The sequence below is a fragment of the Pedobacter sp. AK017 genome, from assembly GCF_014200825.1.
Taxonomy (GTDB): domain Bacteria; phylum Bacteroidota; class Bacteroidia; order Sphingobacteriales; family Sphingobacteriaceae; genus Pedobacter; species Pedobacter heparinus.
Map to the genome: position 1 here is coordinate 1 of NZ_JACHCW010000029.1, position 25603 is coordinate 25603.

The following is a 25603-nucleotide window of genomic DNA, read 5'->3' on the forward strand; positions in this document are numbered from 1 at the left end:
CCTAACTTGGACGAGCCGTGATAATGCGAGAGTATTACGTCCGGTTCTGGGAGGGACCGAGGGTGCAAATCCCTCGAGTCTACTCGGCAAATTTTTCAGCTACGGGAGTTCCCGTGAAGAAAAAACACGGCTACGGTATTGGTTCATGAAACTGGACCCAGCCATTAAAAGGATGATCATTATGCGTATAAACCTCATCGCATTCCTGGTAAGTATCACTGTAATGAATGTTTGCGCGTCAGCAAGCGCACAAAGCATCAGTATTAATGTGCAACAGGCTCCTTTAAAAGAAGTATTAAACCAGATCAAAAAGCAAAGTGGTTATCAATTCTTATACGATAAAGCACAGATCGAAAGTTCAAAGTCCGTAACCATTAACGTTAAAGGTGCGGACCTGAAACAGGTTCTTGACCTTTGTTTCGAGCAACAGCCTTTGACTTATGAGATCGTCAATAAAACCATTGTTATCAAAGTAAAACCCCGAAGCCTTGGAGACAGGATTACATCATTCCTGAAATCGCTAAAGGTAACAGGAAAGGTCACCAATGAAACCGGGCAACCAATGGCAGGGGTTACGGTAAAGGTTAAAGGAACAGATCAGCATATTATTACTGATAAAGATGGATTCTTTTCAATAGAAGTGGCCGATAACAAAGTGGTTTTACTCTTTAGCTATGTAGGCTATCAAATCCAGGAACAGCTTGTCAGCAACAATACAAACCTTACTGTAGTGCTAAAGGAAGCTGTGGGGCAACTAGATGAGTTGACTATTGTCTCAACTGGTTATGAGGATATCCCAAAAGAAAGGGTAACCGGGTCCTTTTCAACGGTTACCAGGACACAGCTGGAAGAACGTATTTCTGCCGATGTTATTAGTCGCCTGGATGGAATTACTCCTGGCTTTCTTATTCCTAACAAACGTATACCGGTAGGATCGAAAGAAGCTCCTTTCAGCGTACGGGGAAGGAGCACTATTTTCGGCAATACTAGACCTTTGGTTGTTGTCGACAACTTCCCGTATGACGGCGATGTAGCTAACCTAAACCCAAATGATATTGAAACAATTACCGTGCTTAAGGATGCAGCGGCGGCGTCTATCTGGGGGGCCTTTTCAGGCAACGGAGTAATAGTCATTACCACTAAGAAGGGAAAGGTAAACCAGCCACTTAAAATTGATCTGAACGTAAACTGCACCACAAGTCAGAAACCTAACCTTTATTACGGGAATGCATTCCTAAATTCAAGGGACTACATTGGCGTTGAGCAATTTCTGTTTAGCAAAGGGTTTTACGATGCAGACATTAATAATACGACCACCAGACCTGTATTGTCTCCTGTAGTGGAAATATTAGCGCAACAAAGGAATGGACTGATCACAGCAGATGCAGCCAATGGGCAAATAGAAAAGTTGTCTTCCATTGATGTAAGGCGGGATTTTGATAAATACTATTATCAACATGGCCTTGATCAGCAATATTCCCTGGGCTTAAGCGGCGGAGGGAATAAAAGCGCATACCTGCTCTCTTTTGGCTATGATCGAAGCCGCAGCAATTTAGTCCGTAACGACTCGGAGCGATACACGTTTAATTTCAATAACTATTACAACCTTATAAAAAACCTTGACTTAACAATTGGTGCAAGTTATGTATCAACAAATGTCTCAACGAACAATACCGGCATTTCAGGTGTAAATGTTGGTTCAAAGAGCCTATACCCATATGCATCCCTGGCTGATGAAAACGGAAATGCGTTACCGGTGGTTATGACTTACAGGTCCACATTTACCGATAATCCAGGTGATGGACTATTGGATTGGAAACGACGCCCTCTTGATGAATTAAATATGGCTGACAACACCTCAAACTTATTTAATATCAGGTTTAACCCGTCATTGAAATACACGGTACTTCCTGGCCTGAATCTAGAGGTAAAATATCAGTTTGAAAAGCAAAAGAGCAATGTGTTAAATAATAACAGCGCAGATAGCTTTTTTGCAAGAAATATGATCAACTCCTACAGCCAGTTAAACGGAACCACTATTACCCGTCCTGTTCCACTGGGCGGAATACTGCTTACAACAACAGGAGACCTGCAAAGCAATGCATTGCGAGGGCAGATCAACTTTAATCGTGCCATTGCGTCCAAACATGAAATATCTGCAATTGCCGGTGCTGAACAGAAGGAGATTATAACAAAGTCCTTTAGTGATCGCTTATATGGGTATAATTCAGAAAATTTAGGATTGCAAGGTGCAATTGATTATGTAACCAGGTATAACCAGTATAAAAATGTCAGTAGTCCTGCGACGATACCTACAGGCAAATCGATATCACAGCTAAATAACGAATTCATTTCCTACTTCGCTAATGCCTCATATATGTATGATCGCAGGTACTCCTTAACGGGTAGCGTCCGGCTCGATCAATCCAACCTCTTTGGTATCAAGACAAATCAAAAAGGGGTTCCGCTTTGGTCAACCGGGTTAGGCTGGAACCTGGAAAATGAAAGTTTTTATAACCTTTCATGGTTGCCAAAGTTAAGGCTCAGGACAACCTACGGATTTAATGGCAATATAGATAATACCACTTATGGCATTACAACATTATCTAACATCAACTCAAAAAACATAGATGGGCTTCCGGTATACAGCATCATCGCATCAAATCCCGATTTACGCTGGGAGAAAGTGGCGATCTGGAATGTTGGATTAGATTTTTCAAGTAAAAACGAGATACTAAGCGGAAGCATTGAATATTACCAGCGAAGAAGTACTGATTTAATTGGTACAGCGTTATCCGCGGCTTCAACCGGCACAACATCCTATAAAACCAATATTGCAGATATGTCCGCAAAGGGTATAGACGTTTCGGTAACCAGTAAAAACATTGATCGGATATTTAAATGGGGAACGACGCTTAACCTCAGCTATAATAAAGATGTGGTCACCAAATACAATACAACTATTACAGCTCAGAGTTTAGTGCAATCCGGTGCGGGCACATTAACGAGCCTGGTTTTACCTATTGTTGGGAAGCCGCTATATAGTATTTATGCTTTTAAATGGGCGGGGCTAGATGGACAAGGCAGTCCACAAGCTTATCTCAATGGTAACATTACAAAGGATTATTCTGCTTTGATCGCCACAAAAGAATACGATCAGTTATATGTCGGCCCAGCCAGACCAGTTGTTTTTGGAGGCCTGGAAAACAATTTTTCCTACAAAAATTTTTCACTGGCAATGAACATCACCTTTAAATTAGGTTACTTTTTTCGCCGGACATCTATCGATTATTCGCAATTATTCAACACCTGGAATGGAAACGCCGACTTCATGAACAGGTGGCAAAGGCCAGGAGACGAGGCATTTACTAATGTACCAGCAATGATCTATCCGAACAATGTAGCTAACCGCGATCTTGTCTATACCTATTCTGATCTCCTGGTCGAGAAGGCAGATCATGTTCGGTTGCAATATGTACAATTGGCATATCGTCTTTCCCCAACAGTAATGTCCAAAACACCAATAAAGGCGCTAACAGTATTCAGTAATGTAAACAATGTCGGCATTCTTTGGCGTGCTAATAAACACGGTCTTGATCCGGATTATTTCAACAGCATTCCAGAAGTTCGCAGCTTTTCAATTGGCCTAAGATCAACTTTTTAACCCGATAAATATGAAAACAATTAAACTTAATCATATAGTACTATTAATAGAGATGACAGTAGTTTCTATCGGAGTCATGTCCTGTACTAAAAAACTTGATGTAAAACCGAGTCAAACGCTGATTGTTCCAAAGACCGCAGCGGATTTACAGGGAGCAATCGACGCCGATATTTTTCGGGGAATTTATCCCTCCCTGGGTGAACTTGGGGCAGGTGATTTTTATGTCGAAGATACCAGGTTCGCCACTTTGGCGGTAGATGACCAAAGAATATATACCTGGGCCAAACAGCTCTACGGGCCAGGCCGGATAATTGGCGATTGGGACGATAATTTTACTAAGCTAAGAAGTATTACCGCAATCCTACAAGCATTAGAAGACCTCAAAGTTGGAGAAAGTTCACCTGAATTTAATAACATAAGGGGTTCTGCTCTATTCTACAGAGCATATGTAAATTTTCATATCGCTCAAATCTTTGCAAAGCCCTATAATCCCAGCACTGCTTCAACCGATCCCGGTATTCCGTTACTTCAAAGTCTGGATGTGACCAAACCGCCGGGAAGAGCTAGTTTAGCCAAGACCTATGAATCAATTACCAATGACCTTAACAATGCTTTAAATCTCCTGCCGGAAACAAGCATCTATAAAACAAGACCAACTAAGCTGGCAGTTTACGCCATGTTCTCCAGGATTTATATGGCTATGGGCGATTATACGAATGCTTTGCAGTTTGCAGATAAAGCACTCAAAATATATAGCACACTTATCGACTATAAAGCCCTGAATACAGCAGATAGCTATCCTTTTAAGCAGCTCAATGCGGAGACTATTTTTTATTCGGAGGTCACCAGTTCCAACAGTATTGCTGCCGGTGCAATATTTTACAACACTACAAGCTGCGCTATTGAAAAAGGACTTTATGACTCGTACACCACAGATGACATTAGGAAAACAGCATTTTTTGCCAGGCAACCAACGGGTCTGAATACCTGGAAAGGTAGTTACAGCGGTTCCTTCATACTTTTCGGTGGCTTAGCTACTGATGAGCTTTATTTAAACCGGGCAGAATGTTATGCCAGGGCAGGGAATGTTCCTTCCGCAATGGAGGACCTGAATACTTTATTAAGCAAACGTTTTGGTGCAGGTTTCGTCCCATACACCGCTACTGATCAGAAAAATGCTATGCTAACAATACTCAAGGAACGGAGAAAAGAATTACTGTTTCGTGGCCTGAGATGGATCGATTTAAGGAGGCTAAATAAGGAACCTGATTATGCAGTAACCTTAACCCGCATAGTAAATGGTACTATTTATACTCTTCCTCCCAATGACCCGAGGTATGTTTATCCAATACCGCCTGATGAAATAGCAATAAGCGGAATAGAACAAAATGAAAGGTAAGATGAAGAGCATATATGTTTACCTTCTGGTAGTCTTTTTGAGTGGTAGCGAAGTGTTCGCACAGAAAATGCGACCTATTGGGAAAGGAGATACCTTACCAACCATTGCCTTAAAACAAGTAATAAACTACACCGACTCAACCGTGTATCTGAATGCTTTCAAGGGTAAAGCTATACTGATAGACTTTTGGGCAACCTGGTGCGGGCCTTGCGTCAAAGCAATTCCTAATCTCCAGCGCCTGCAAAGAAAATATGGGCAGGATCTCCAGGTTATCACAATATCGACTGATAAAAAGGACATAGTTCAATCCTTCTTCTCCAAAATTGGCGGAGACAAGTTACTTACCGCCACTGGTGATAATAACGAATGGCAACAATTATTTCCACACCGTTTTATTCCCCATGAAATTTGGATTGACAAAGACGGAAAAGTCAAGGGAGTGTCTGATGAGCTGGCCGTAACTGATGATAATATTGAAAAGTTGATCCGCGGTGAATCATTAAATTTTGTAGCTAGTGATACTGCCCAGTTAAAATCAAGGAGTCTCAAGCAGGAGGATAAACCAATCGACTACAATGTAATGAGCCTTTTGGAAGCTAAAAACCTCGGAGGTATTGAATCATTTTCTGCTTTTTGCCATTATATCCCGGGTAAAAGAAATGCTGTAATTGTAGGCCCAAAATATATTAACGGGTACCCATTGAAAGATCGCAGGTTTTATGCCTGGAATGTTTCCCCTGTTGTTTTATATAAAACAGCATTTGGATATGAGGATACGGGAGAAATGTATTCCAGTGGCAGGGTAATATTTGAAATTAATGATCAGGAGAAAAAGGCCATTTTTACAAGGAATATGACCGCAACAGATTCCAATTTAGTGAGTTATAGTATCCTACTGCCGAAAAACACAGAAACTCCTTTATACCGGAAGGTTCAATCCGACTTACAAAAGTATTTTGGAGTCCGAGGTGTCTTTGAATGGCGTAAAGTATCTGTTTTCTCCTTGGAGATCCGAGACAAATCCAAACTCACAACAACAGGTGGGAAGGAAACAATTGAGGCTACGCCATTGTATTACATCGCTATTAATAGTCCACTTGAAAGCCTCGTTCAAAAGCTTAGTTTTTACAATGAGAATTTCGGAGCAATTATAGAACCAAAGAGGAAAATCATTGTTGGTGGAGCTGGAATGAATATAAGGGCAGACATCGATCTAAAAACGGACTTACGGAATATTGAAGAAGTCAACCGGCAACTTAAAATTTATGGATTAGTCTTAAAGCAAAGGACTAAAGAGATAAAAATGCTTGTGCTTAAGGATAATTAGGTTTTGCCAACGAAAATGAAATAATCGCATTCTGGTAAGTTGCAAGGATTTAAAAGTCGTTTCATTCGATAGCCGGCCAGTTGATGAAAAAAGTAGCACAAAATTTATAAACCTTTTCAAAAATTTGATGAAATAAAGATTTTAAAAAAAGGGTCGCTATGACGCGACCCTTTTTGTTTATTGGATATAGATACGCTCGAAACCACTGTCTTCACTAGCCGGCGGTGCCGGAGTGTGGTGCGACGGATTTGTCGTGACCACTATTGACAGCCATGTACAGGTCTTATCCACTGAAGTCGTACAATAGAAATCAGGGTAATCCATCAGGAAGTCAGACTTAAGGTAGTATATGCGACCAACGTTTACGTATTCGTCACCGATACCTACGGTTTTCGCTGTAAACGCACTACCAACACCGATGATGGCAGCTGCTGCGAGAAAAAGAGTTACTTTTTTCATACGGTATATGTTTTAATTCATCAGTGCTGTGCCCTAACCTGGTTAGGGTACAGCATTGGTTTTACTTCAACCCTGTCGGACAGGTACAAGTCGGAATTTGAGATTGCGGGTGAAGTTGTAAATGTAGTCACAGTAGTTGTTTCGAATCCTTCAGCATTTGGCCTTTGCCTGAATTTAAACGCGGTTCTTTTTGAAGCCGATAATTTCTGATTTGAAGTGTTCATAATTTTGATTTTAAATGAAAAATTTTTGTTGTTTCTTAAAAAAAACGTGCCTTTCTGATACCACTAAACTACTTACACCAACTGATTTATGCTGTAGATGAATTACAGCGATCTATACACAAAAAATATTTAACATGACAGACATTTATACTGCTGAACCGGGTGGACAGGAATTCCCCTGGTTTTTAATTCAAAGTGATGGAAAGGGGAAACTGGTGCGCATAGAAAAAGAAGCCATTCTTTATATAGAAGGTGCATTAAATTACCTTCAAATACATCTTAGTACAAAAAGTTACATTACCTATTTAACTATTGGAGAAATTGCAGAGATCCTTCCACCAAAGCAGTTTATACGGGTACATAAATCTTTTATCATCAATCTTGAAAAGATTGTAGGGCTGGAGGGCAACATGATCTATATGGGTAACCATGATAAGGTTCCATTGGGACCAAATTACAGGAAACCTTTTTTAGATTTACTACAACCTATGCTGCTGAAAAGCAAAAGGGCAGGAGGCCATTAATTCTTTCCTTTTATTCTATATACTTGCAAAATCATTTTCTTAAATTTACGCAAGGGAAATAATAATGTTGAACTATTCTACGTGTAGTGATCAAGAATTGACGGACTTGTTAAAGTCGGGAGACCGACATGCGTTTACTGAACTCTATAACCGCTACTGGAAACTAATTTATGCCCATGTTTATAAAATGCTAAGGGATGAGGACGATGCTAAAGATATTGTGCAGGAGGTATTCGGTAATTTATGGATCAAAGCATCTTCCATTAAAAGTAACATTAATATTTCAGGTCTGATGTATACTTCTGCAAGGAACAGGGTGTTTGATCTGATTGAAAAGAACAAAGTCAGGTTTGACTACCTGGGAGAGCTTGCTGAATTTTTATCTGATACCGACAGTATGCAGATAGAAACCATTGATGAAAAAAGGATAATTGAAATTCTGGAAAGAGAGATCCAAAACCTTCCTCCAAAAATGAGAGCAATATTTGAGCTTAGTAGAAAAGAGAACCTTTCGCACAGGGAAATTGCCAGTAAGCTCAACATATCTGAGCAAACTGTAAAAAAGCAAGTCCATAATGCTTTAAAAGTTATTAAGCCCAAACTTAATGATGCAGGAATAAGTATTGCAATACTGATCATGATGCGATAAAATATATTTTCTTTTTTCTACCCCCAACCCCTCGCTTAGCCGTTTTAGTATCATATCAACTCCAAAGAGATGAATAGGGAACAGGCGAAAGCATTAGTAGAAAAATACAATAGGGGGCTTGCCACCAAAGAAGAAAAGGTCTGGCTGGAAAACTGGTATTTGCAAAAATCAGCTTATCTTTTTCTTGAAGATCATGAAATTGATTTTAACAAAATTGAGGCAGAACTTAAGTCGCGTATATTTAACTATGCCGGACTCGAAGTTCAGATACAACAAACTAAACATCGGTCACTATGGCTAAGAATTGCTGCTGCAGCAGCATTATTAGGTATTGTTTCCGGTTTATATTTTTACCATCAGCACACCACCGTAAAAAAAATACAACAAAGTGAGCTTGTCCAGGATGTGGCTCCAGGTGGTAACAAGGCCATATTGACGCTTGCAAATGGAAAAACAATAACACTAAGTGATGCTAAGACAGGGGTGATCATAGATGCTTCAAGTTTGAAATATAATGATAATACGGCTATTATTCCGAACACCGGCCCCTTAGCTCAAGCTTCAGGGAGTGATCTTTTGTCACCCCACGCAGTTGCAATGTCATTGCAAACTCCACGGGGTGGTACTTATCAGTTACGTCTGGTTGATGGAACAAAGGTGTGGTTAAACGCAGACAGTAAATTGGAATTTGCATCAAATTTTGGTGAAAATCGCCAAAGAATCATAAAGTTGAATGGCGAGGCCTACTTTGAAGTGGTGAAGGATAAGCACCATCCCTTTATAGTCAGGAGTGGTGTGCAGGAGGTTGAAGTCTTAGGCACTCACTTTAATGTTAACGCCTACACTGATGAAAAAGCAATAAAGACAACCTTACTGGAAGGGTCTGTTCGGTTGCATACTACAGGCCAGGGAACAACTGCCAATAGGGTATTGAAGCCAGGCGAACAGGCAACTTTTGCCGGCAATAAAATATCTGTAGCGCAAGCAGATACAGAATCTGTAATGGGCTGGAAAGAAGGGTTGTTCATTTTTCATGATGCTGATGTCCCTACTGTCATGCGCCAGCTTTCCCGATGGTATGATATAGAGGTAGAATACAGTGGCGCTATCCCTAAAGACTTGTTCACCGGTGGTATATCCCGGGAATCCAACTTAAGTACAGTGCTAAAAATGCTGGAGCTTATTAAGATCAAAACAAAGATCGTACAAACCGAAACAGGAAGAAAATTGATCGTTAATCCATGAACAAATAAATAACCAAATGTTTAACCTAACCCATAGCGTATGAAGTAGAAGGAAAGAAAATCCAGTTAGTTAATAATCCCCTGCATAAAAAAGCCGGATGTGTTTTACTAGAACACCTCCGGCGATGTTGGGGGTCGATAAAATTTACGAACAACTCAATCAACAAACCCAAGACAATAAAAGTATGAAATTTTTTACATACGGGAATTTCCGTGCCCATGAAAAAGCACGAAACATATCCTGGCTAAAGGGGCTTGACCCAACCATCAAGCGGATGATCATTATGCGTATCAATTTAGTCGCATTCTTAATCTCCATTACCATCATGAATGTATGTGCCTCTGTACATGCACAGAGCGTATCTCTGAACTTTAAGCAGGCATCATTAACTGATGTTCTTTCCGCAATAAAGAAGCAAAGCGGCTTTCAATTCCTGTACAATAATTCAGAGATAAAAAACGCGAAGCCTGTATCTGTTACTATTAAGGATGCCGTATTGAAAGATGCACTGGATCAGGCTTTTAAAGATCAGCCTCTTCATTATCAAATATTGGATAAAACAATTGTCGTTAAAGAACAAAACCCGAGTATGATTAATAGGCTTTCGGATTTCATTAAACGCATATTCATTACGGGCAAGATCAGCAATGAGCAAGGAAAGCCAATGCCCGGAGTAAGCATTAAGATCAAGGGCAAAACTACAACGGCTATATCTGGCAGCGCCGGAGAATACCGGATCGATGGACAAGCTGGCGACGTTCTTGTATTCAGCTATGTCGGCTATGAAACACAGGAAATATCTCTTAGCAGTCAAAACAGCATCAACATCGTGTTGAAGGAGGGTAACAATGAATTGGACCAACTGCAGGTCATCGGTTACGGGACAACAACCAGGCGTTTAAGTACCGGCAGTGTTGGATCAGTGAAGGCAGAAATCATTGCGCAGCAGCAAATAACAAATCCACTAATTGCCCTTCAGGGAAGAGTACCCGGATTGCAGATTACTCAAACCAGCGGGTTGCCAGGAGCATCAGTAAAAGTGCAGATCAGGGGTCGAAATTCCATTGCTGCGAATAATAATCCACTTTATGTAATTGATGGGGTGCCGTTCACCTCAACACCTTTGGAAAGAATTGGGGGCATCAATAACACAGGAGCAGTGGAACCGGATTATAGCAGTCCGTTGAATACGATCAGCCCTAATGACATCGAAAGCATCGATATTCTTAAAGATGCAGATGCTACCGCAATATATGGAAGCCGGGCAGCAAATGGTGTGGTTCTGATCACTACGAAACGTGGGAAGTCAGGCAAGATAAAACTTGATGCATCATTAAAGCATGGCGTTGGCCAGGTGACCAGGAAGCGAAAGATGCTGAACACGCAGCAATTCCTACAATTCCGAAGGGACGCATTTACCAATAGCAATATCACCCCAACTGCAGCCAATGCTCCGGAATTGTTTACCTGGGATCAGAACGCAGACTTCGATTGGCAGGATTGGTATATAGGTGGCAAGCCGCGGACAACAGATGCGTCCCTTTCTCTAAGCGGGGGTAGTGAACAGCTTACTTTTTTATTAGGTGGAAATTATCATCATGAAGGAACTATACTCCCTGGCTCAACGCATTACAATCGTAGCGGATTTCATAGCAGCATTAACTATAGATCAAAAGACAGCAGATTTAATTTAAGCTCAAATCTATTTTTCACCAGCGACGACAACAAACTTTCCGGATCAGCTAGTGGCGAACCGTTTTTGGCTTCCATTGTCAGGCAAGCACCAAACTATCCGATATATGATGATTTGGGAAACTACTATTGGGCACCAGGAAAAACCAACTGGGTAGCGCAATCAGAAGCAACAAACATGAACAAAACGGAAAACCTGAATGCTTCGCTGAATTTGAGTTATGAAGTGGTTAGGGGACTTTTTATCAAAGCCAACGCAGGATACAACAGCATACAGGGATATCAGAATAACCAGGTTCCGATCATCGCAAGATCACCGGCCAATGCTGCGGCAGGTGGAACCTCAAACTTTGCAAATAATGCGATCAAAACCTTTTTATTTGAACCCCAACTGTCTTATTCTTCAACAATTGGTGAGGGTAAATTAGATGTCCTGGCAGGTACAACATTGCAGCAATCGAACACCAGGGGGCAATCAATATTCCTTCAGGGTTATACAAATGATCTGTTGTTAGGAAATATTGGGTTCGGAGTAGTCAGCAGGCAAAATTCGACCATGATCCAGTACAATTTCCTTTCCGTTTTTGGGCGTTTAACTTATAACTGGAATGAAAAATATATCCTCAACGTCACCGGCAGACGGGACGGCTCTACGCGTTTCGGGCCGGGTAGGCAATTTGGAAACTTTGGAAGTATAGGTGCTGCCTGGCTGTTTGGCAATGAATCTTTTATCAAAGAGACCTTCCCCTGGTTGAGTTTTGGGAAGCTAAGGGCCAGTTACGGAACTACGGGTAACGATGGAATCGGTGATTACGGTTATCTGAGCCTTTACACAAATTCTATTAATTACGGCAACACTCTGGCAATAGCACCCAGCCAAATCGGAAATGACAACTATCAATGGGAAATAAATAAAAAGCTGGAAGCCAGTTTAGACTTTGGCTTTTTGAACGACCGTATTCTGTTTAGCCCGACCTGGTACAGAAACCGGTCCGGGAATCAGCTTGTGGGTTATCCCTTACCTGCCATTACAGGTTTTGCCAGCTATAATGCGAACCTTGGGGCAGTAGTTCAAAACTCGGGTTGGGAGTTTGAGCTGTCTACAAAGAATATCAGGGGTAACAAATTTTCCTGGGATTCAGGTATAAACATTACCATACCGCGGAATAAACTTGTAGCCTTTCCTAACCTGGATCAAAGCAGCTATGCTGATAGTTATGTTATCGGCGAACCTTTGAGCATCATACAGGCATTTCATTACACCGGCACCGATCCTGCGAACGGAAACCCAACCGTACTAGATGTAAATGGAGACGGTAATATAGTAAGTTCTTCTTTTTATAATAATCGGGGCGGAGATTACATCATCGTGGGAAAAACAGCGCCTGACTGGTATGGAGGATTCAACAATACCATAAAATATAAAAACTTCCAGTTGGATTGTTTCTTTCTCTATACTAAACAGCAGGGTTATAATACTTACAAGCGTATGGGCAATTTCGGCAGTGGATCTAACGCGACAAATGTTTGGACTGATGCGCTGAATTATTGGAAACAAGCAGGTGATATTGATGTCATTCAAAAACCGTTAGCAAATTCAACCTCGCTACAAGGCAGATTCAATTCTTCCGATATCGGGATCAGTGATGCGTCATTTTTAAGGTTAAAAACTCTGTCTCTTGCATACCATCTTCCGCAAAGCACATTGTCAGCATTAAAGCTCGGTGACTGCAAAGTTTTTGTGCAGGGCCAAAACATTCTGACTGTAACCAAACTAAAGGGATATGATCCAGAGAACGCTAATGTCCCAGCGTTGGTTGTTCCATTATTAAGACAGTGGGCAGCAGGGATTCAATGTACATTTTAGACAAGAGAATTATGAAAAATCTTAAACAAAAATACCGCGCCTTAAAGTTTGGCAGGATAGTTCGCCCTTTAGCTTCTCTATTGGGAGTATTAGCCTTATTAGCGTGGGTATCCGGATGCAAGAAATTTGTTACTGTAGATCAATTAAATGACAAACTATTAAGCACACAGGTATTTAATAGCGAGGCTACAGCGAACAATGCGATAGCCGGAATATATACTTCTGCGAATCAAACATTTACAAGCAATAGCCTGGGCTATTTAGCAGGATTAAGCGCGGATGAAGTAGTCCGTTATAACAGTGTCGGAGACAACTTTTATAATAATAATCTACTCCCGACCGATCCTTTACCCTGGGATGGAATTTATAAGATCATCTATCAATGTAACGATGCTATTGAAGGGCTGGCTAAGAGTAGTTTAACAGATACAAAAAGAAATCCGCTTTTAGGGGAAGCTAAGTTTATGCGGGCGCTATGCAATTTCTACCTGGTAAATCTTTATGGCGATGTGCCGTTAATCATTTCGACCGATGTCAATGCATCTGCAAAAGCGCCAAGAACAAATGTTGCTGTCGTCTACTCTCAAATCATATCGGATTTGCTGGATGCACAGACACAACTAAGTACAGTAAATTCCTACGCCGGAGGAGAAAGGATACGCGCTAACCAATGGGTAGTTAAGGCGATGCTTGCACGGGTATACCTTTATCAAAAGGATTGGGTAAATGCTTTAAAATATGCCGATGATGTTATTAAAAGCAATGCTTTCGTGTTATCTCAAACAGCGGATGTGTTCAAAAAAAACAGCTCTGAGACAATTTTGCAGCTAGCCATAAATTCGGCTCAGTTTATTTATGAGGCTATAAGCTACCTGCCAAGTTCGGGAGTACCGGGAACGGTTTGCACCAATTCTTTGATCGGCGCTTTCGAGATCGGGGATCAGCGTAAATCGATATGGACGAAAACATTTCTTTATTCAGGAACTACCTATAATTATCCCTACAAGTATACTACCTCTTCCGTTAATCCACCAGAATATTATATGCTCTTTCGACTGGCTGAGCAATACCTGATCCGGGCTGAGGCAAAGGCCATGCAAAATGATTTTGAGGCGGCAATAAATGATGTGAACCTTTTGAGGCAAAAGCATGGTGGTTTAAATACACCATTAGGCATACCTGCCAACCAACAAGCTGCAATGCAGGTCATCATGCATGAGCGCCGAGTGGAATTATTTACAGAAGAGGCGCATAGGTGGTTTGACTTAAAAAGAACAGGGACTGTGGATGCTGTAATGTCTGTTGAGAAGCCTGGCAAATGGAAAGGCACTGCTGCATTATGGCCTATCCCACTATCGGACATTCTAAAAAATAACAACCTCAAACAGAACCCCGGATATCCCCAATAGAAAAACTATAATCTTAATCAGCTCCTGAATACAGGAGCTGATTACACTATTATCAAAACGATATGAAAACTGAATATAAAATATTAATCCTGCTGGCTGTATTTGCCGGCAGGATCAGCAGCACTGTAGCCCAGGCCCCTGCAAACATCGCGTCCGGGAATCCCACTGAAATTAAGGTAGGAGATCAATGCCCGGATATTGAATTTAAAAACATGTTAAACTGGCCCCAGCCTAACCTTAAACTTTCTGAGCTAAAAGGTAAGCTTGTACTGATCGATTTCTGGGGCACCTATTGCGGACCTTGCATTAACAATATGCCACATTTGGCGGAATTGCAGAAGGAATTTAAGGACCAGATTAGAGTTGTACAAACCACCACAGAAGATCGTAAAACTGTTAATGACTTTTTTAAATTAAGTAAGCTCGATACACTGAACCTTCCAACAGCAACTTCAGATAAAATTACCAAAGCATATTTTCCTCATGGCAGCATTCCACATGTTATATGGATTGATGGAAAAGGAAAGGTTGTAGGCATTACCAGGTCAGAGTATGTCAACAAGAAAAATATTGAGCGCATACTGACCACTGGTTCCCTGGATGCACCTGTAAAAAAAGATATCACCGATTACAATACCCATGTTCCCATGTTAAGCGGTGGTTTAGGCAGCTACCAGCTCGATCCTAACATGATACAATATAGCCGCACCTTTTTAACAGGGAAGATGGATGGAATGCCTGCATGGGGAAATTACTCCTATCGAACGAATCAAAGTCAACCAATCATCGTTGGTGGCTTTAATATTTCAATATCAGCGCTTTATTCATCAGCTTTAGTTCATCAAGCCAAGATCGGGGAAAAGAGCTTTGATATAGATAATTATTGTCTAACATTTTATGATCGCGTATTATGGAAGGCCAAAGATTCCTCATTATTCTATTGGTCCGGCAGAACTGAGGAAAGCTGGAAAAAGGTTCCCGATGATAGAAAATACTTCACCTATGAATTGGTCGCGCCCGCTGAAGATTCGCTAACAGTAAAGCAAACTATGCTTGAAGACCTGAACCATAATTTCGGAAAGCTCCTAAAAATAAAAGCAGGACTTGAAAAAGTCCGAATGACCTGTTGGGTGCTAAAATTAAGTAATAAAAAAAGTAAAAAACTATTACTGACAAAAGGAGGAAATCCTTACTTTGATGGAAAACAAAAATCACCCTTTGTCAAAGTAGTAAATACACCAATAAGCCGGTTTGTAACGTTTTGGTGGATCTTTAATTTTAATGGTAGGGAAACCCACCCTATTATTGATGAAACCGGATTAAGTATGAATGAGAAAATAGATTTCACCTTTGAAGCAGACATGAAAAATATGGACCAAATGAGGGCTGGTTTTAAAACAGTGGGATTAACCTTAGAATTAGAAGATCGTGATATAGATATGGTTGTGATAAGGGACTTATAATTTTCAAACAGGCTAAGAAATTTGTAATCAGTCTGTTTAGTTTAAAATTAGTTGACTAGCCCGCAACAAGAGTTTGGGCTAGTCAACTTCACGTCTCGGCCAATGTTATGCGAAGGATTAAAGCGTCCTTTCGCCCAGTGCGAGCGGCTGGGCTGTTACGTCATAACAGCAGATGTTGTCTGTATGATCGCAATTGGCGCGGTCATAATTTACAGTAAAGCCTGAAATCTCTGTTGAACAGTTGTTTGTCTCGGCAGCTTTTTGGTTTGCTGCATAAGTAGTGCCCAGCGCACAAAGTAATGTGGCGATTGCAAAGGTTATTTTGATCTTTTTCATTGTTTAAAGTTAAGTGATGTGTTTCGCAATAAGAGCAGAATAATAGCCTGCTATAATAAATAAGGCTTTTCATCTATAGAATAAGACAAAGGATGTAAGGGTTTTGGGTATTGATGGCATAATTGAAAAAGAAACGTGAAGTGCTGGGTTCTGGTCAGAGAGGGGAATGTGTGTTAAACACCTTATCTTTGGTTGGGAACGTACTTAAAAAACTAACATGAAAATTAGCGAATTTAAATTATTTGTATTGATCTCGTCGCTATTATTTACGGTGCAAACCGCATTTGCGCAATCTGTATCTGTTCGCTTTGTTACCAATAAAGGGGACATTACTATTATGCTGTATGATGAAACGCCTGCACACCGGGATATGTTTTTGAGCATTGTAAAACAAGGTTTGTATAAAAACGCTGAATTTAACCGTGTGATAAAGGATTTTGTTAGTCAGGGCGGGGAACTGGACGATACCATATTAAACAGAGAAAAGCGTCATCCCAAAAGACTTGTAACCCGGTTACCTGCAGAGATCAAACCGAACCTGTTTCATAAACGTGGAGCATTGGGTGCCGGACGGGACGGCAATCCCGAGAAGGGATCTTACATTTCGCAGATTTACCTGGTTACAGGTAAGAAACTGACTGATGCCCAAATGGATGTTATTGAACAAAAGAAGGGCAGAAAAATTCCAGCAGCCCAGCGTGAGGTTTATAAAACAATAGGAGGGGTACCGCATTTGGATGGAGATTATACTGTATTTGGTGAAATTACTGAGGGCCTGGAAATCGCAGATGTGATCAATTCGGTAATCACCGGTAAAAATGATGTTCCGCTAAGCCCGGTTGTCTTTAATGTGATTATCCTCTCTAAAGTGGACTATTAAGATAACACCAAAAACAATTTCGTTGTCCTCATTATGAGTTTAAATATATAAACTTGCAGAATCATTAGGTATATTTATATTAAAAGGGGCCGGTTAATACTTATGAACAATTCGCAAGCTTATCAGAACAGTAAAGCGCTATACCATGCAGATGCTGATCTGCTGGTCCGTGAATTTAACGCTCATCATCAATTTGCTTTCCGCTTTATTTTTGAAAGTTATTTCCGTGCGGCAGTAATGTTTGCCGAGGGTATACTGATCGGTCAGGTACAAGAGGCTGAAGATATTGTGCAGGATACCTTTATCAAGCTCTGGAACCGAAATGACACTTTCCGTGCCCAACCGGCAATAAAAAGCTTTATCTACACCAGTGTTAAAAATGCCTGTCTGGATAAATTGCGGCGCAACCAGATAGCTGATAAGTATGAAGCGCATGCCGCGCATCAGCAGCAATTGCTGGAAAGCGGTTTTATTGAGCCCTTAATTACCGCCGAGACTACCAAACTGATTAATGATGCTATTGAGGCTTTGCCGGAGCAGGGCAGAAATGTGTTTAAAATGAGCTTAGGGGGCTTAAAGAATGATGAAATTGCCGAACGTCTTGATATATCTGTAAATACGGTTAAAACGCATAAGCAAAGGGCACTGGCCAGTTTGCGGCTTAGCCTGGGCGATGCCATGCTCATCTTACTTTTATTGTATCATAACCATTTGATAAAATAAATTTAATATTGTTATCATCCCTGTTGATTTTGAGTTCGTTTTACCATTACAAGCAGGGGTATGACAGATTTAAATAAATACTATCAAATAGCAGAACTCATTGCAGCCTATGTAGCAGATGAGGAAAAGATCATGCCTGCTTCACTTAGAGACTGGCTTGATGAAAGTGAACAAAATAAAACGATTTTTGAAAATGTTATCCAGACAGAAAGGCTTAAAGCGTCTGTTAAAAGATACCAGCAGATAAATACGGATGCAGCCTGGGCTAATGTAAGCGAAATATTATTTAAAGAAGACCAGGTAATCCGAAAAACCTTATGGCCACGTATTGTTGGTATTGCCGCTGCAGTAACAGCGATTGTATTTGGGGTTTGGTTTTTTAATAGCGGGCGCGGGGTACTGAAACAAGTTCAGGATAAGGTGGCGTATAAGAACGACATTGCTCCCGGTAAAAATACTGCAACATTAACCCTGGCCAACGGCAAAGCCATTAACCTTAATGAAGCGAAGACAGGGGTTGTTGTTGGGGAGTATTTAAGATATAATGATAATACGGTAGTCATCGCAGATCCCTCTCTTCGTTCGGGACAGGTTGCGAGAGAACACCTCTTGAATAGCACAGACAAGAGGCCTCTCCCATACGGTCGAAATAACGGGCAGGGTGGCAATGATGGTAAGACGCAAATACTAACAGTAAGTACCCCGCGTGGGGGAACCTACCAAATCACATTGCCGGATGGCACCAAAGTATGGCTAAACGCCGCAAGCAGTTTGAAATTTCCATCAACTTTTAACGGGTTAATTAGCAGAGAAGTTGAGCTGAGCGGCGAGGCCTATCTGGAAGTTGCCAAAGATGCAAAGCGCAAGTTTATTGTGGCAAGCAAAGGACAGGAAGTGGAAGTATTGGGCACACATTTTAACATTAGTGCGTATAACGATGAAGCTGTAATTAAGACAACTTTGTTGGAAGGAAGTGTACGCGTCTCGTTATCCCGGGGGAAGCGCATCGATACTGAAACAAGTTCAGCACAGGCTGGTGGATTTGATGTAACCCTCCGGCCTAACCAACAAGCGGTATTAACCGCCAACAGCGGGCCATTCAAAGTACTAGCAATAGACCCTACAGAAGCAATTGCCTGGAAAAGCGGAGATTTTGTATTTAAAGATGAAAAGATTGAAAGCATTATGCGTAAGCTGGCACGATGGTATAATGTAGATGTGGTTTACCAGGGGAATTTACCTAAAAGTGGTTTTATAGGAGAAATTTCCAGGTTTAAAAATATCAGCGCGGTTTTAACCCTGTTGGAGCAAACAAAAGGAGTTCATTTTAAAATAGAAGGGAGGACGGTGACCGTGATGAAATAGCGCTCACAATGATTTCAAAGACCAACGCATTGCACAAAAAAACCAGGAGTGATCAGACTCCCGGTTTAAAAGTGGCATTACGTTAATAAAATTCGATTCGTATCAACTTAACAACCAGAACAAATGTATCAAACTTTTACCAAAAAACAGGGTATACCCTTTCGGTATATCCATCAATTCCTGCTCATTATGCGACTTACCACCGTAATATTAATTGCTGCGATAATGCAGGTTAGTGCAAGTTCCTTTGCCCAGAAAATAACGCTGTCTGAGAAAAATTCAGCTTTAAGTAAGGTGCTTAAGGAAATAAGAATACAAAGCGGATACGATTTTGTATTTACTACAGCAACCTTTTTGTATTTACTACAGCAACCTTGAAAAATGCCAATCCGGTTAGTATTGAAGTAAAGAACCTGGATGTAGAAGAGGTTTTGGCAAAAATATTTGCCAATCAGCCACTTGACTATAACATTAACCTGAAATCAATAACTGTTTCAGAGAAAGAGCCTTCCTTTCTGGATCGCCTGGCTGATCGCTGGGCTGTTATTGATGTGCGGGGAATTGTGGTGGATTCGGCGGGACGTGCGCTAAGCGGTGTAAATGTTACGGTAAAAGGCAGCAATATTAGCACAGTAACCAATAGCAACGGTGACTATAGCATTAAGGCTGCCGACAATGGAGTTTTAATATTCAGTTTTGTGGGCTATGAACCGCAGGAGGTTGCGGTACAAGGTCGGAATGTGATTAACATTACCATGCTGGAAAGTACCGGGCAGCTCGACCAGGTACAGGTTATAGGCTACGGAACAACGACCAAACGACTTGCTACAGGAAATGTTAGCGTGATGAATTCTGAAACAATTGCGAAGCAACCTGTCTCTAATCCCTTGCAAGCATTGATCGGACGTGTCGCAGGTTTACAGATCACCCAGACTTCGGGGTTACCTCAGTCTACAATGAATGTACAGATACGTGGGCGGAATAGTATATTAAGCAGCAATGAGCCATTGTATATCGTAGATGGGGTTCCGTTTAACAACTTAACAGGCACCTCGTATCAAAATACGATCAGTCCCCTCAATAGTTTAAGCCCATATGATATAGAGTCCATTTCCGTATTAAAGGACGCAGACGCTACCGCCATATATGGCAGCCGGGCTTCTAATGGTGTAATTTTAATTACCACTAAAAAGGGAAAATCGGGGAAAACACAATTCAGTGCAGATGTTCGCACAGGCTTTAGCAATCCAAGCAGGAGCGTGGAGTTTATGACTACGGCACAATACCTGCAGGTACGTAGAGATGCTTTTGCCAACAGTGGAGTTACGCCAACAACGGTAAATGCGCCAGACCTTCTGGTATGGGATCAGGATACGGATAATAATTTGCAGGATTTCTACCTGGCTAACACGGCGCGGAATACGGATGTCACTGCCAGTATTAGTGGTGGTTCCGTGCAAACAACCTTCTTATTGAACGGAAATTATCATACAGAGAATACAGTAAGATCGGATGAAGAAGACTTCAGCAGGGCAAACGTCCATTTAAATGTATCCCATCGCTCGATAGACCAGAAATTCCAATTGCATTTCAATTCGTTCTATACAAGCAGTAACAGCTATTCAAAGTTCTTTGGTCAAAATCTTGCTTCTTTTTTAGAATTGCCGCCTAATTATCCACTATATAACCAGAATGGTACTTATAACTGGTCGAGCATAAATTATGTTGCTGCCTCACAAGCATACGAGCGGAATGGGATTTATAATATCAATAGTAACTTGGTACTGCAATATACTATACTGCCAGGCTTGGATTTTAAAAGTAGTCTAGGGTATAACAGAATGGGAATTGACGGTAGCAGTATAACTCCTTCAGCAGCTAAAGATCCTGCATCTACCAACCCATTGGGCAGTTCGATATTTACCAATGCTTTTAATCAATCTTTTCTTTGGGAGCCACAGATCAGTTTCAAGAAAGTTATCGGAAAGGGTAATTTGCATATTTTAACTGGTGCTACCCTTCAGAAAAGTGACTCAAAGCAAGTTTCCTTAACCGTTTCAAACTATAGCAGCGACTTACTCTTGGAAAACCCAGGCTTTGGGACCCCGACCAGCTCTTCCGGCATCAATTCAGAGTATAAATACGTTTCATTATTCGGCAGGGCAACGTACAACCTTTCAGATAAATACATAGTGAACGGGACATTTAGAAGGGATGGTTCAACACGCTTTGGAAATGGCAAGAAATTTGGGAACTTTGGAAGTATCGGAGCAGCCTGGATATTTTCTAAAGAATCATTCGTCAAACAAAATCTTCCGTTATGGTTGTCTTATGGAAAGCTGCGTGGCAGTTGGGGAACGACCGGCAATGATGGCACTTCGGATTACCAATACCTTTCGACGTATTCAAGCACCTTGAGGTATGGGGAGAACCTGGCGATCGTTCCAACACGAATTGCCAATAATGACTATAGTTGGGAAGTAAACAAAAAACTGGAAATGGCACTTGATCTCGGGCTATTTTCAGATAGGATTTTGTTCAGCACTGCTTGGTATCGCAATCGTTCGGGAAACCAACTGGTCTCATACCCTTTGCCATCGATTACGGGGTTTGCCGGTTATACTGCCAATCTCCCCGCACTCGTGGAGAATACGGGCTGGGAGTTTGAACTCAATGTCAAGCCGATCACAAGTGACAAACTGATCTGGGAGTCCTCCTTCAACTTAACTGTACCCAGGAACAAGTTACTTGAGTATCCTGACATCGAAAGCTCTCCTTACGCAAACAACTATGTTATAGGCAGATCGTTAAACATAGTACAACAGTACAATTTTCAAGGTGTTGATCCACAGACAGGTGTAGGGCTGTATCAGGACGTTAATGGAGATGATATCTACTCTTCCCGAAGTAGTTATAACGGGCAAGGCGGAGACTACGTGATTTCCGGACAAACAGATCCAAAGTGGTATGCAGGTTTAAGTAACACTTTCTTCGTTAAAGGGTTTCAGCTGGATGTATTTTTCCAATACACCCGACAACAGGGTTACAATCTATTTTCAACCTTCAACGCCTCTAATAAGGGTGGTGGGCTATTAAATGGATGGACAAATTTCAGCAGTTATTGGAAACAACCCGGAGATCAAACTCAGAACCCGAAGCCAGTCCATAGCACTTCTATTGATGAAAGGTACAGACAATCTAATGCAGGTTTCGGAGACGCTTCTTTTCTCAGGTTGAAGAATGTTTCCCTTTCCTATGATATACCACAAAGCATATTAAAACGGTTAAAGTTCTCAACCATGAGGTTTTATGCGCAGGGCCAGAATTTATGGACGAAGACAAGTTTTGTCGGTTACGATCCGGAAATGTCAGCGAGTAGTTTCCAGGGGACTTCCGTTCCAACACTGAGAACAATCACATTTGGTTTACAATGCTCCCTATAGGGACCTAATCTTAGCAAAGAAATGAACATATATGATCTAATAAAATCGGCCCATTACTGTGGATATCATAAATGGGTATGCAAGGCCATCTCATTGATGCTCCTTATCACCGTCCTTGTGCTACAGGGCTGTAAGAAATTTGTAGAAATAAAAGAGCTAAAAGATCAGTTGCTTACCGAGAAAGTTTTTGAAAGCGACGCGACGGCGAATTCTGCAATCCTTGGTATCTACAGGGGAAACAAGGATGTGACACTTTCCCTAAATGCATTCGCTTCCATTTCGGGTAATGACGTCGATTTCTATTCTACCACCTCAACGGTAGCAGTCTATGGCACCTACACGATCCCGGCAAACGCAGGAAATATACCTTGGAGTTCATTTTATTCGATGATCTATAGGGCCAACAGCGCAATCGAGAACCTTGAAAGAAGTACCGGTACGACCGTATCCAAGCGGACACAATTCATTGGTGAAGCCAAGTTTTTTAGGGCGTATGCCTACTTTTACCTTGTAAACTTTTTTGGCGATGTCCCACTGATTACATCCACTGATGTTGAGATCGCCCTAGTTGCCAGAAGGAATACGGCAGAGCAGGTCTATAATCAGATCATAACTGATCTTCTTGACGCTCAAAGTAAACTTCCGACAGGATACATCTGGAATGGAGGCAATAAGACGCGTGTAAACAGAATGGCTGCCACCGCGTTACTTGCAAGGGCATATCTTTATACCAGGAGCTGGGCCAAAGCGGCCAGTGAAGCGTCTGCTGTCGTAGGTTCCGATTATGTCCTGTTAGATCCTGCAAGTGGGATATGGAGCAAAAATAATACAGAAGCAATCTGGCAGATTGACCGCTACAGCGGAGAACCGTTCTCATTGCCAACATATTTTATCTCCACAGGACTCGTAACGGCCTGTTCAAGTGCGCTACTAGGCTCGTTTGAGACTGGTGACAAAAGACGAAAATTCTATGTCCGGACAAAGACTGTACTAGGCAGCGCATACGAAGTACCATCGAAGATAAATTCAACGAGCACAACAGTACTCAATGATTTTGAAACACCGCTTCGTCTGGCCGAGCAATACCTGATACGGGCGGAAGCCAATGCAATGATGGATAATTATTCCAGCGCAATAGCAGACATTAACACCCTGCGTCTTATACATGGTGGTTTGTCTACGGGTTTGTCCACGCCAACCTCTCAGGCTTCTTGTCTGGACATCGTACTGAAGGAGCGCCGAGTGGAACTGTTTGCTGAATATGCACATAGATGGTTCGACCTGAAACGAACTGGCAGAGTGGATGCTGTACTCGGGAGCGAGCGGCCAGCGGTTTGGAAATCAACAGCAGCACTGTATCCGATTCCCATTTCTGACATCCAAAGAAACCCAAATCTATCCCAAAATCCAGGTTATCAATAAACAGTCCATTTGAAGGAGGCCTGCACTTGCGTGCTCCGGAAATCAATAATTATAGAAACAAAAAATGAAATCAATAAATAGATACTTTTCACTGCTGCTATTATTTAGTTTAAGTACAGTGAGTGCAATCGCACAAAAAAAAACAGAAATACAGCCCTTAAAGGTTGGACAACAATGTCCGGATTTTCTATTCTCAGATATAGTCACCAAAAATGGTTCTAAAAATCCTGTGTACCTTTCGGATTTTAAAGGCAAATTGGTAGTGCTGGACTTTTGGGCTACATGGTGTGCATCCTGTATTGAGGGCATCCCAAAGCTGGATTCTCTTCAAAACAAATTTGGAGAGAACGTTGTGATTATCCCTGTTACGAACCAGGCTACCGAGCCTGTAGCGGCATTCATAAGGCAGAATCATAATTTCAATGGATCGAAACTCTTTTATGTGACCCGTGATTCCACACTAAGCAAATATTTTCCATTTCGGATAATGGGACAAAAGGTCTGGATAGATGGCGGTGGAAAGGTAGTGGCAATAACAGATCACCGCCAAACAACAGAGGAGAATATAAGATCCGCAATAGAGGCAAAATATTCATCCATAAAACAGAAAACGGCCGATATTCTGGAAAAGAGATACAACAAACCATTGTATGCGGGTTACTTCGGAGACACATATATGCCCGATGGGAAGCAGATACAGTACCAGTCAATGCTTACCGGTTACATCGATGGTGCCGGGGATCGCAATACACAGGTGATTGACAATGGACGAATAATAAGAACGGTGATAAATTGGGCGCCAGTATATATGTACCAGTTGGCACTGATGAGAGAGAAGGGGATTGTTTACCAATACCAAGGTGATTATTCGGAACGTTTAATCTCACGGGTTCAGCTAGAAGTGAAGGACTCTACCTATTTCTCCCTACCATCATTTAGCCCAGCACAGAAGCAAAAGTACAGGCTGCTTCCCGACAGTCTACGAGGTTATACCTATCAACAGATCATTCCGGCAAAGGATTCTCTGATGGGAAATGATTATATGTTAGAAGACCTCAATCGGTACTTTGGAAACAAGCTTGGAATAGAAGGACTAATAGGCAAAAGAAAGGTCAAGTGTTTTGCATTAATGAAGATCAGCAATCAGGATATTCGTAATAAATCAAATGCTAAACCATACATCGATTGGAGCACCAATAAAGATTATGTAAAAATGAAGAACTGGTCCTTCAAGCTATGGTTCAGGAACCTGCTGATGTTCTATATGCAGCAGTCGCCTGTTCCGATTATTAATGAAAGTGGCTATGAAAATGATTTAGTAGATATCGAGGTCGATGGAGATTTAAAAGATCCAATTTCAATGAATAAGAGCCTGAAAAAATATGGATTGGAGTTTCAACTAGTGGAGCGCGAACTGGAAATGATTATAATAAGAGATAGAAAGTAAAAAAGGCGAGGGCATACAAATTCTATGCCCTCACCTATATTCAACACAATTTGGTACTACTCCTC

The 25603-nt window shown here is 41.4% G+C and carries 18 protein-coding genes; 15 read left to right on the forward strand and 3 right to left on the reverse strand.

Features of this window, described 5'->3' with window-relative positions; genetic code table 11:
- The first annotated feature begins 145 nt into the window (after nucleotides 1-145).
- Genes HDC92_RS24285 through HDC92_RS24295 form a run of 3 tightly spaced genes read left to right on the forward strand, consistent with a single transcriptional unit; the run spans nucleotide 146 to nucleotide 6390 of the window.
- Nucleotides 146-3664: a SusC/RagA family TonB-linked outer membrane protein gene (locus HDC92_RS24285; protein ID WP_183877480.1), complete on the forward strand. Its 3519-nt coding sequence runs from the start codon at nucleotides 146-148 to the stop codon at nucleotides 3662-3664.
- Between the two features lie 10 nt (nucleotides 3665-3674).
- Nucleotides 3675-5063 (forward strand): RagB/SusD family nutrient uptake outer membrane protein, encoded by a 1389-nt coding sequence (locus HDC92_RS24290; protein WP_183877481.1) that lies wholly within the window; start codon nucleotides 3675-3677, stop codon nucleotides 5061-5063.
- A gap of 1 nt (nucleotide 5064) precedes the next feature.
- Entirely contained in the window at nucleotides 5065-6390 is a 1326-nt protein-coding gene (locus HDC92_RS24295; RefSeq protein WP_183877482.1) for a TlpA family protein disulfide reductase, read from the forward strand.
- 177 nt (nucleotides 6391-6567) lie between these two features.
- Here HDC92_RS24295 and HDC92_RS24300 read toward each other — a convergent pair whose 3' ends face one another.
- Both HDC92_RS24300 and HDC92_RS24305 read right to left on the reverse strand, forming a co-directional pair.
- Nucleotides 6568-6849 carry a hypothetical protein gene (locus HDC92_RS24300; protein ID WP_183877483.1) on the reverse strand — a complete coding sequence of 94 codons (282 nt, stop codon included), beginning with the start codon at nucleotides 6847-6849 and terminating at the stop codon, nucleotides 6568-6570.
- Nucleotides 6850-6869: 20 nt separating this feature from the next.
- Nucleotides 6870-7073: a hypothetical protein gene (locus tag HDC92_RS24305; RefSeq protein WP_183877484.1), complete on the reverse strand. Its 204-nt coding sequence runs from the start codon at nucleotides 7071-7073 to the stop codon at nucleotides 6870-6872.
- Nucleotides 7074-7207: 134 nt separating this feature from the next.
- Here HDC92_RS24305 and HDC92_RS24310 point away from each other — a divergent pair, with 134 nt between their 5' ends.
- The 6 genes from HDC92_RS24310 (at nucleotide 7208) to HDC92_RS24335 (ending at nucleotide 15922) form a co-directional block, all read left to right on the forward strand.
- Nucleotides 7208-7597, forward strand: coding sequence for a LytR/AlgR family response regulator transcription factor (locus HDC92_RS24310; RefSeq protein ID WP_183877485.1), 390 nt, complete (start codon nucleotides 7208-7210; stop codon nucleotides 7595-7597).
- A 64-nt stretch (nucleotides 7598-7661) separates the two neighbouring features.
- A complete protein-coding gene (locus HDC92_RS24315) occupies nucleotides 7662-8246 on the forward strand; it encodes an RNA polymerase sigma factor (protein WP_183877486.1) in 585 nt (194 codons plus the stop codon).
- Nucleotides 8247-8315: 69 nt separating this feature from the next.
- Nucleotides 8316-9491 (forward strand): FecR family protein, encoded by a 1176-nt coding sequence (locus tag HDC92_RS24320; RefSeq protein ID WP_183877487.1) that lies wholly within the window; start codon nucleotides 8316-8318, stop codon nucleotides 9489-9491.
- A 184-nt stretch (nucleotides 9492-9675) separates the two neighbouring features.
- On the forward strand, nucleotides 9676-13050 hold the full coding sequence (locus tag HDC92_RS24325; protein WP_183877488.1) for a SusC/RagA family TonB-linked outer membrane protein: 3375 nt from the start codon (nucleotides 9676-9678) through the stop codon (nucleotides 13048-13050).
- Nucleotides 13051-13061: 11 nt separating this feature from the next.
- On the forward strand, nucleotides 13062-14459 hold the full coding sequence (locus tag HDC92_RS24330; RefSeq protein ID WP_183877489.1) for a RagB/SusD family nutrient uptake outer membrane protein: 1398 nt from the start codon (nucleotides 13062-13064) through the stop codon (nucleotides 14457-14459).
- Nucleotides 14460-14671: 212 nt separating this feature from the next.
- Nucleotides 14672-15922: a TlpA family protein disulfide reductase gene (locus tag HDC92_RS24335; protein ID WP_183877490.1), complete on the forward strand. Its 1251-nt coding sequence runs from the start codon at nucleotides 14672-14674 to the stop codon at nucleotides 15920-15922.
- A gap of 117 nt (nucleotides 15923-16039) precedes the next feature.
- Here HDC92_RS24335 and HDC92_RS24340 read toward each other — a convergent pair whose 3' ends face one another.
- A complete protein-coding gene (locus HDC92_RS24340) occupies nucleotides 16040-16258 on the reverse strand; it encodes a DUF6520 family protein (RefSeq protein ID WP_183877491.1) in 219 nt (72 codons plus the stop codon).
- A gap of 217 nt (nucleotides 16259-16475) precedes the next feature.
- On the opposite strand from HDC92_RS24340, the gene HDC92_RS24345 reads away from it, so the two are divergent.
- From HDC92_RS24345 to HDC92_RS24370, 6 genes are all read left to right on the forward strand, one after another.
- On the forward strand, nucleotides 16476-17138 hold the full coding sequence (locus HDC92_RS24345; RefSeq protein ID WP_183877492.1) for a peptidylprolyl isomerase: 663 nt from the start codon (nucleotides 16476-16478) through the stop codon (nucleotides 17136-17138).
- 102 nt (nucleotides 17139-17240) lie between these two features.
- A complete protein-coding gene (locus tag HDC92_RS24350; RefSeq protein WP_183877493.1) occupies nucleotides 17241-17861 on the forward strand; it encodes an RNA polymerase sigma-70 factor in 621 nt (206 codons plus the stop codon).
- A 60-nt stretch (nucleotides 17862-17921) separates the two neighbouring features.
- Complete coding sequence (locus HDC92_RS24355) at nucleotides 17922-19226, forward strand: FecR family protein (RefSeq protein ID WP_183877494.1); 1305 nt, start codon at nucleotides 17922-17924, stop codon at nucleotides 19224-19226.
- A 374-nt stretch (nucleotides 19227-19600) separates the two neighbouring features.
- The gene (locus tag HDC92_RS24360) at nucleotides 19601-22669 is read left to right on the forward strand and encodes a SusC/RagA family TonB-linked outer membrane protein (protein ID WP_183877495.1); all 3069 of its coding nucleotides are present in this window, start codon (nucleotides 19601-19603) and stop codon (nucleotides 22667-22669) included.
- A 21-nt stretch (nucleotides 22670-22690) separates the two neighbouring features.
- Nucleotides 22691-24091 (forward strand): RagB/SusD family nutrient uptake outer membrane protein, encoded by a 1401-nt coding sequence (locus HDC92_RS24365; protein WP_183877496.1) that lies wholly within the window; start codon nucleotides 22691-22693, stop codon nucleotides 24089-24091.
- 64 nt (nucleotides 24092-24155) lie between these two features.
- On the forward strand, nucleotides 24156-25538 hold the full coding sequence (locus HDC92_RS24370; RefSeq protein WP_183877497.1) for a TlpA family protein disulfide reductase: 1383 nt from the start codon (nucleotides 24156-24158) through the stop codon (nucleotides 25536-25538).
- Nucleotides 25539-25603: the final 65 nt, after the last annotated feature.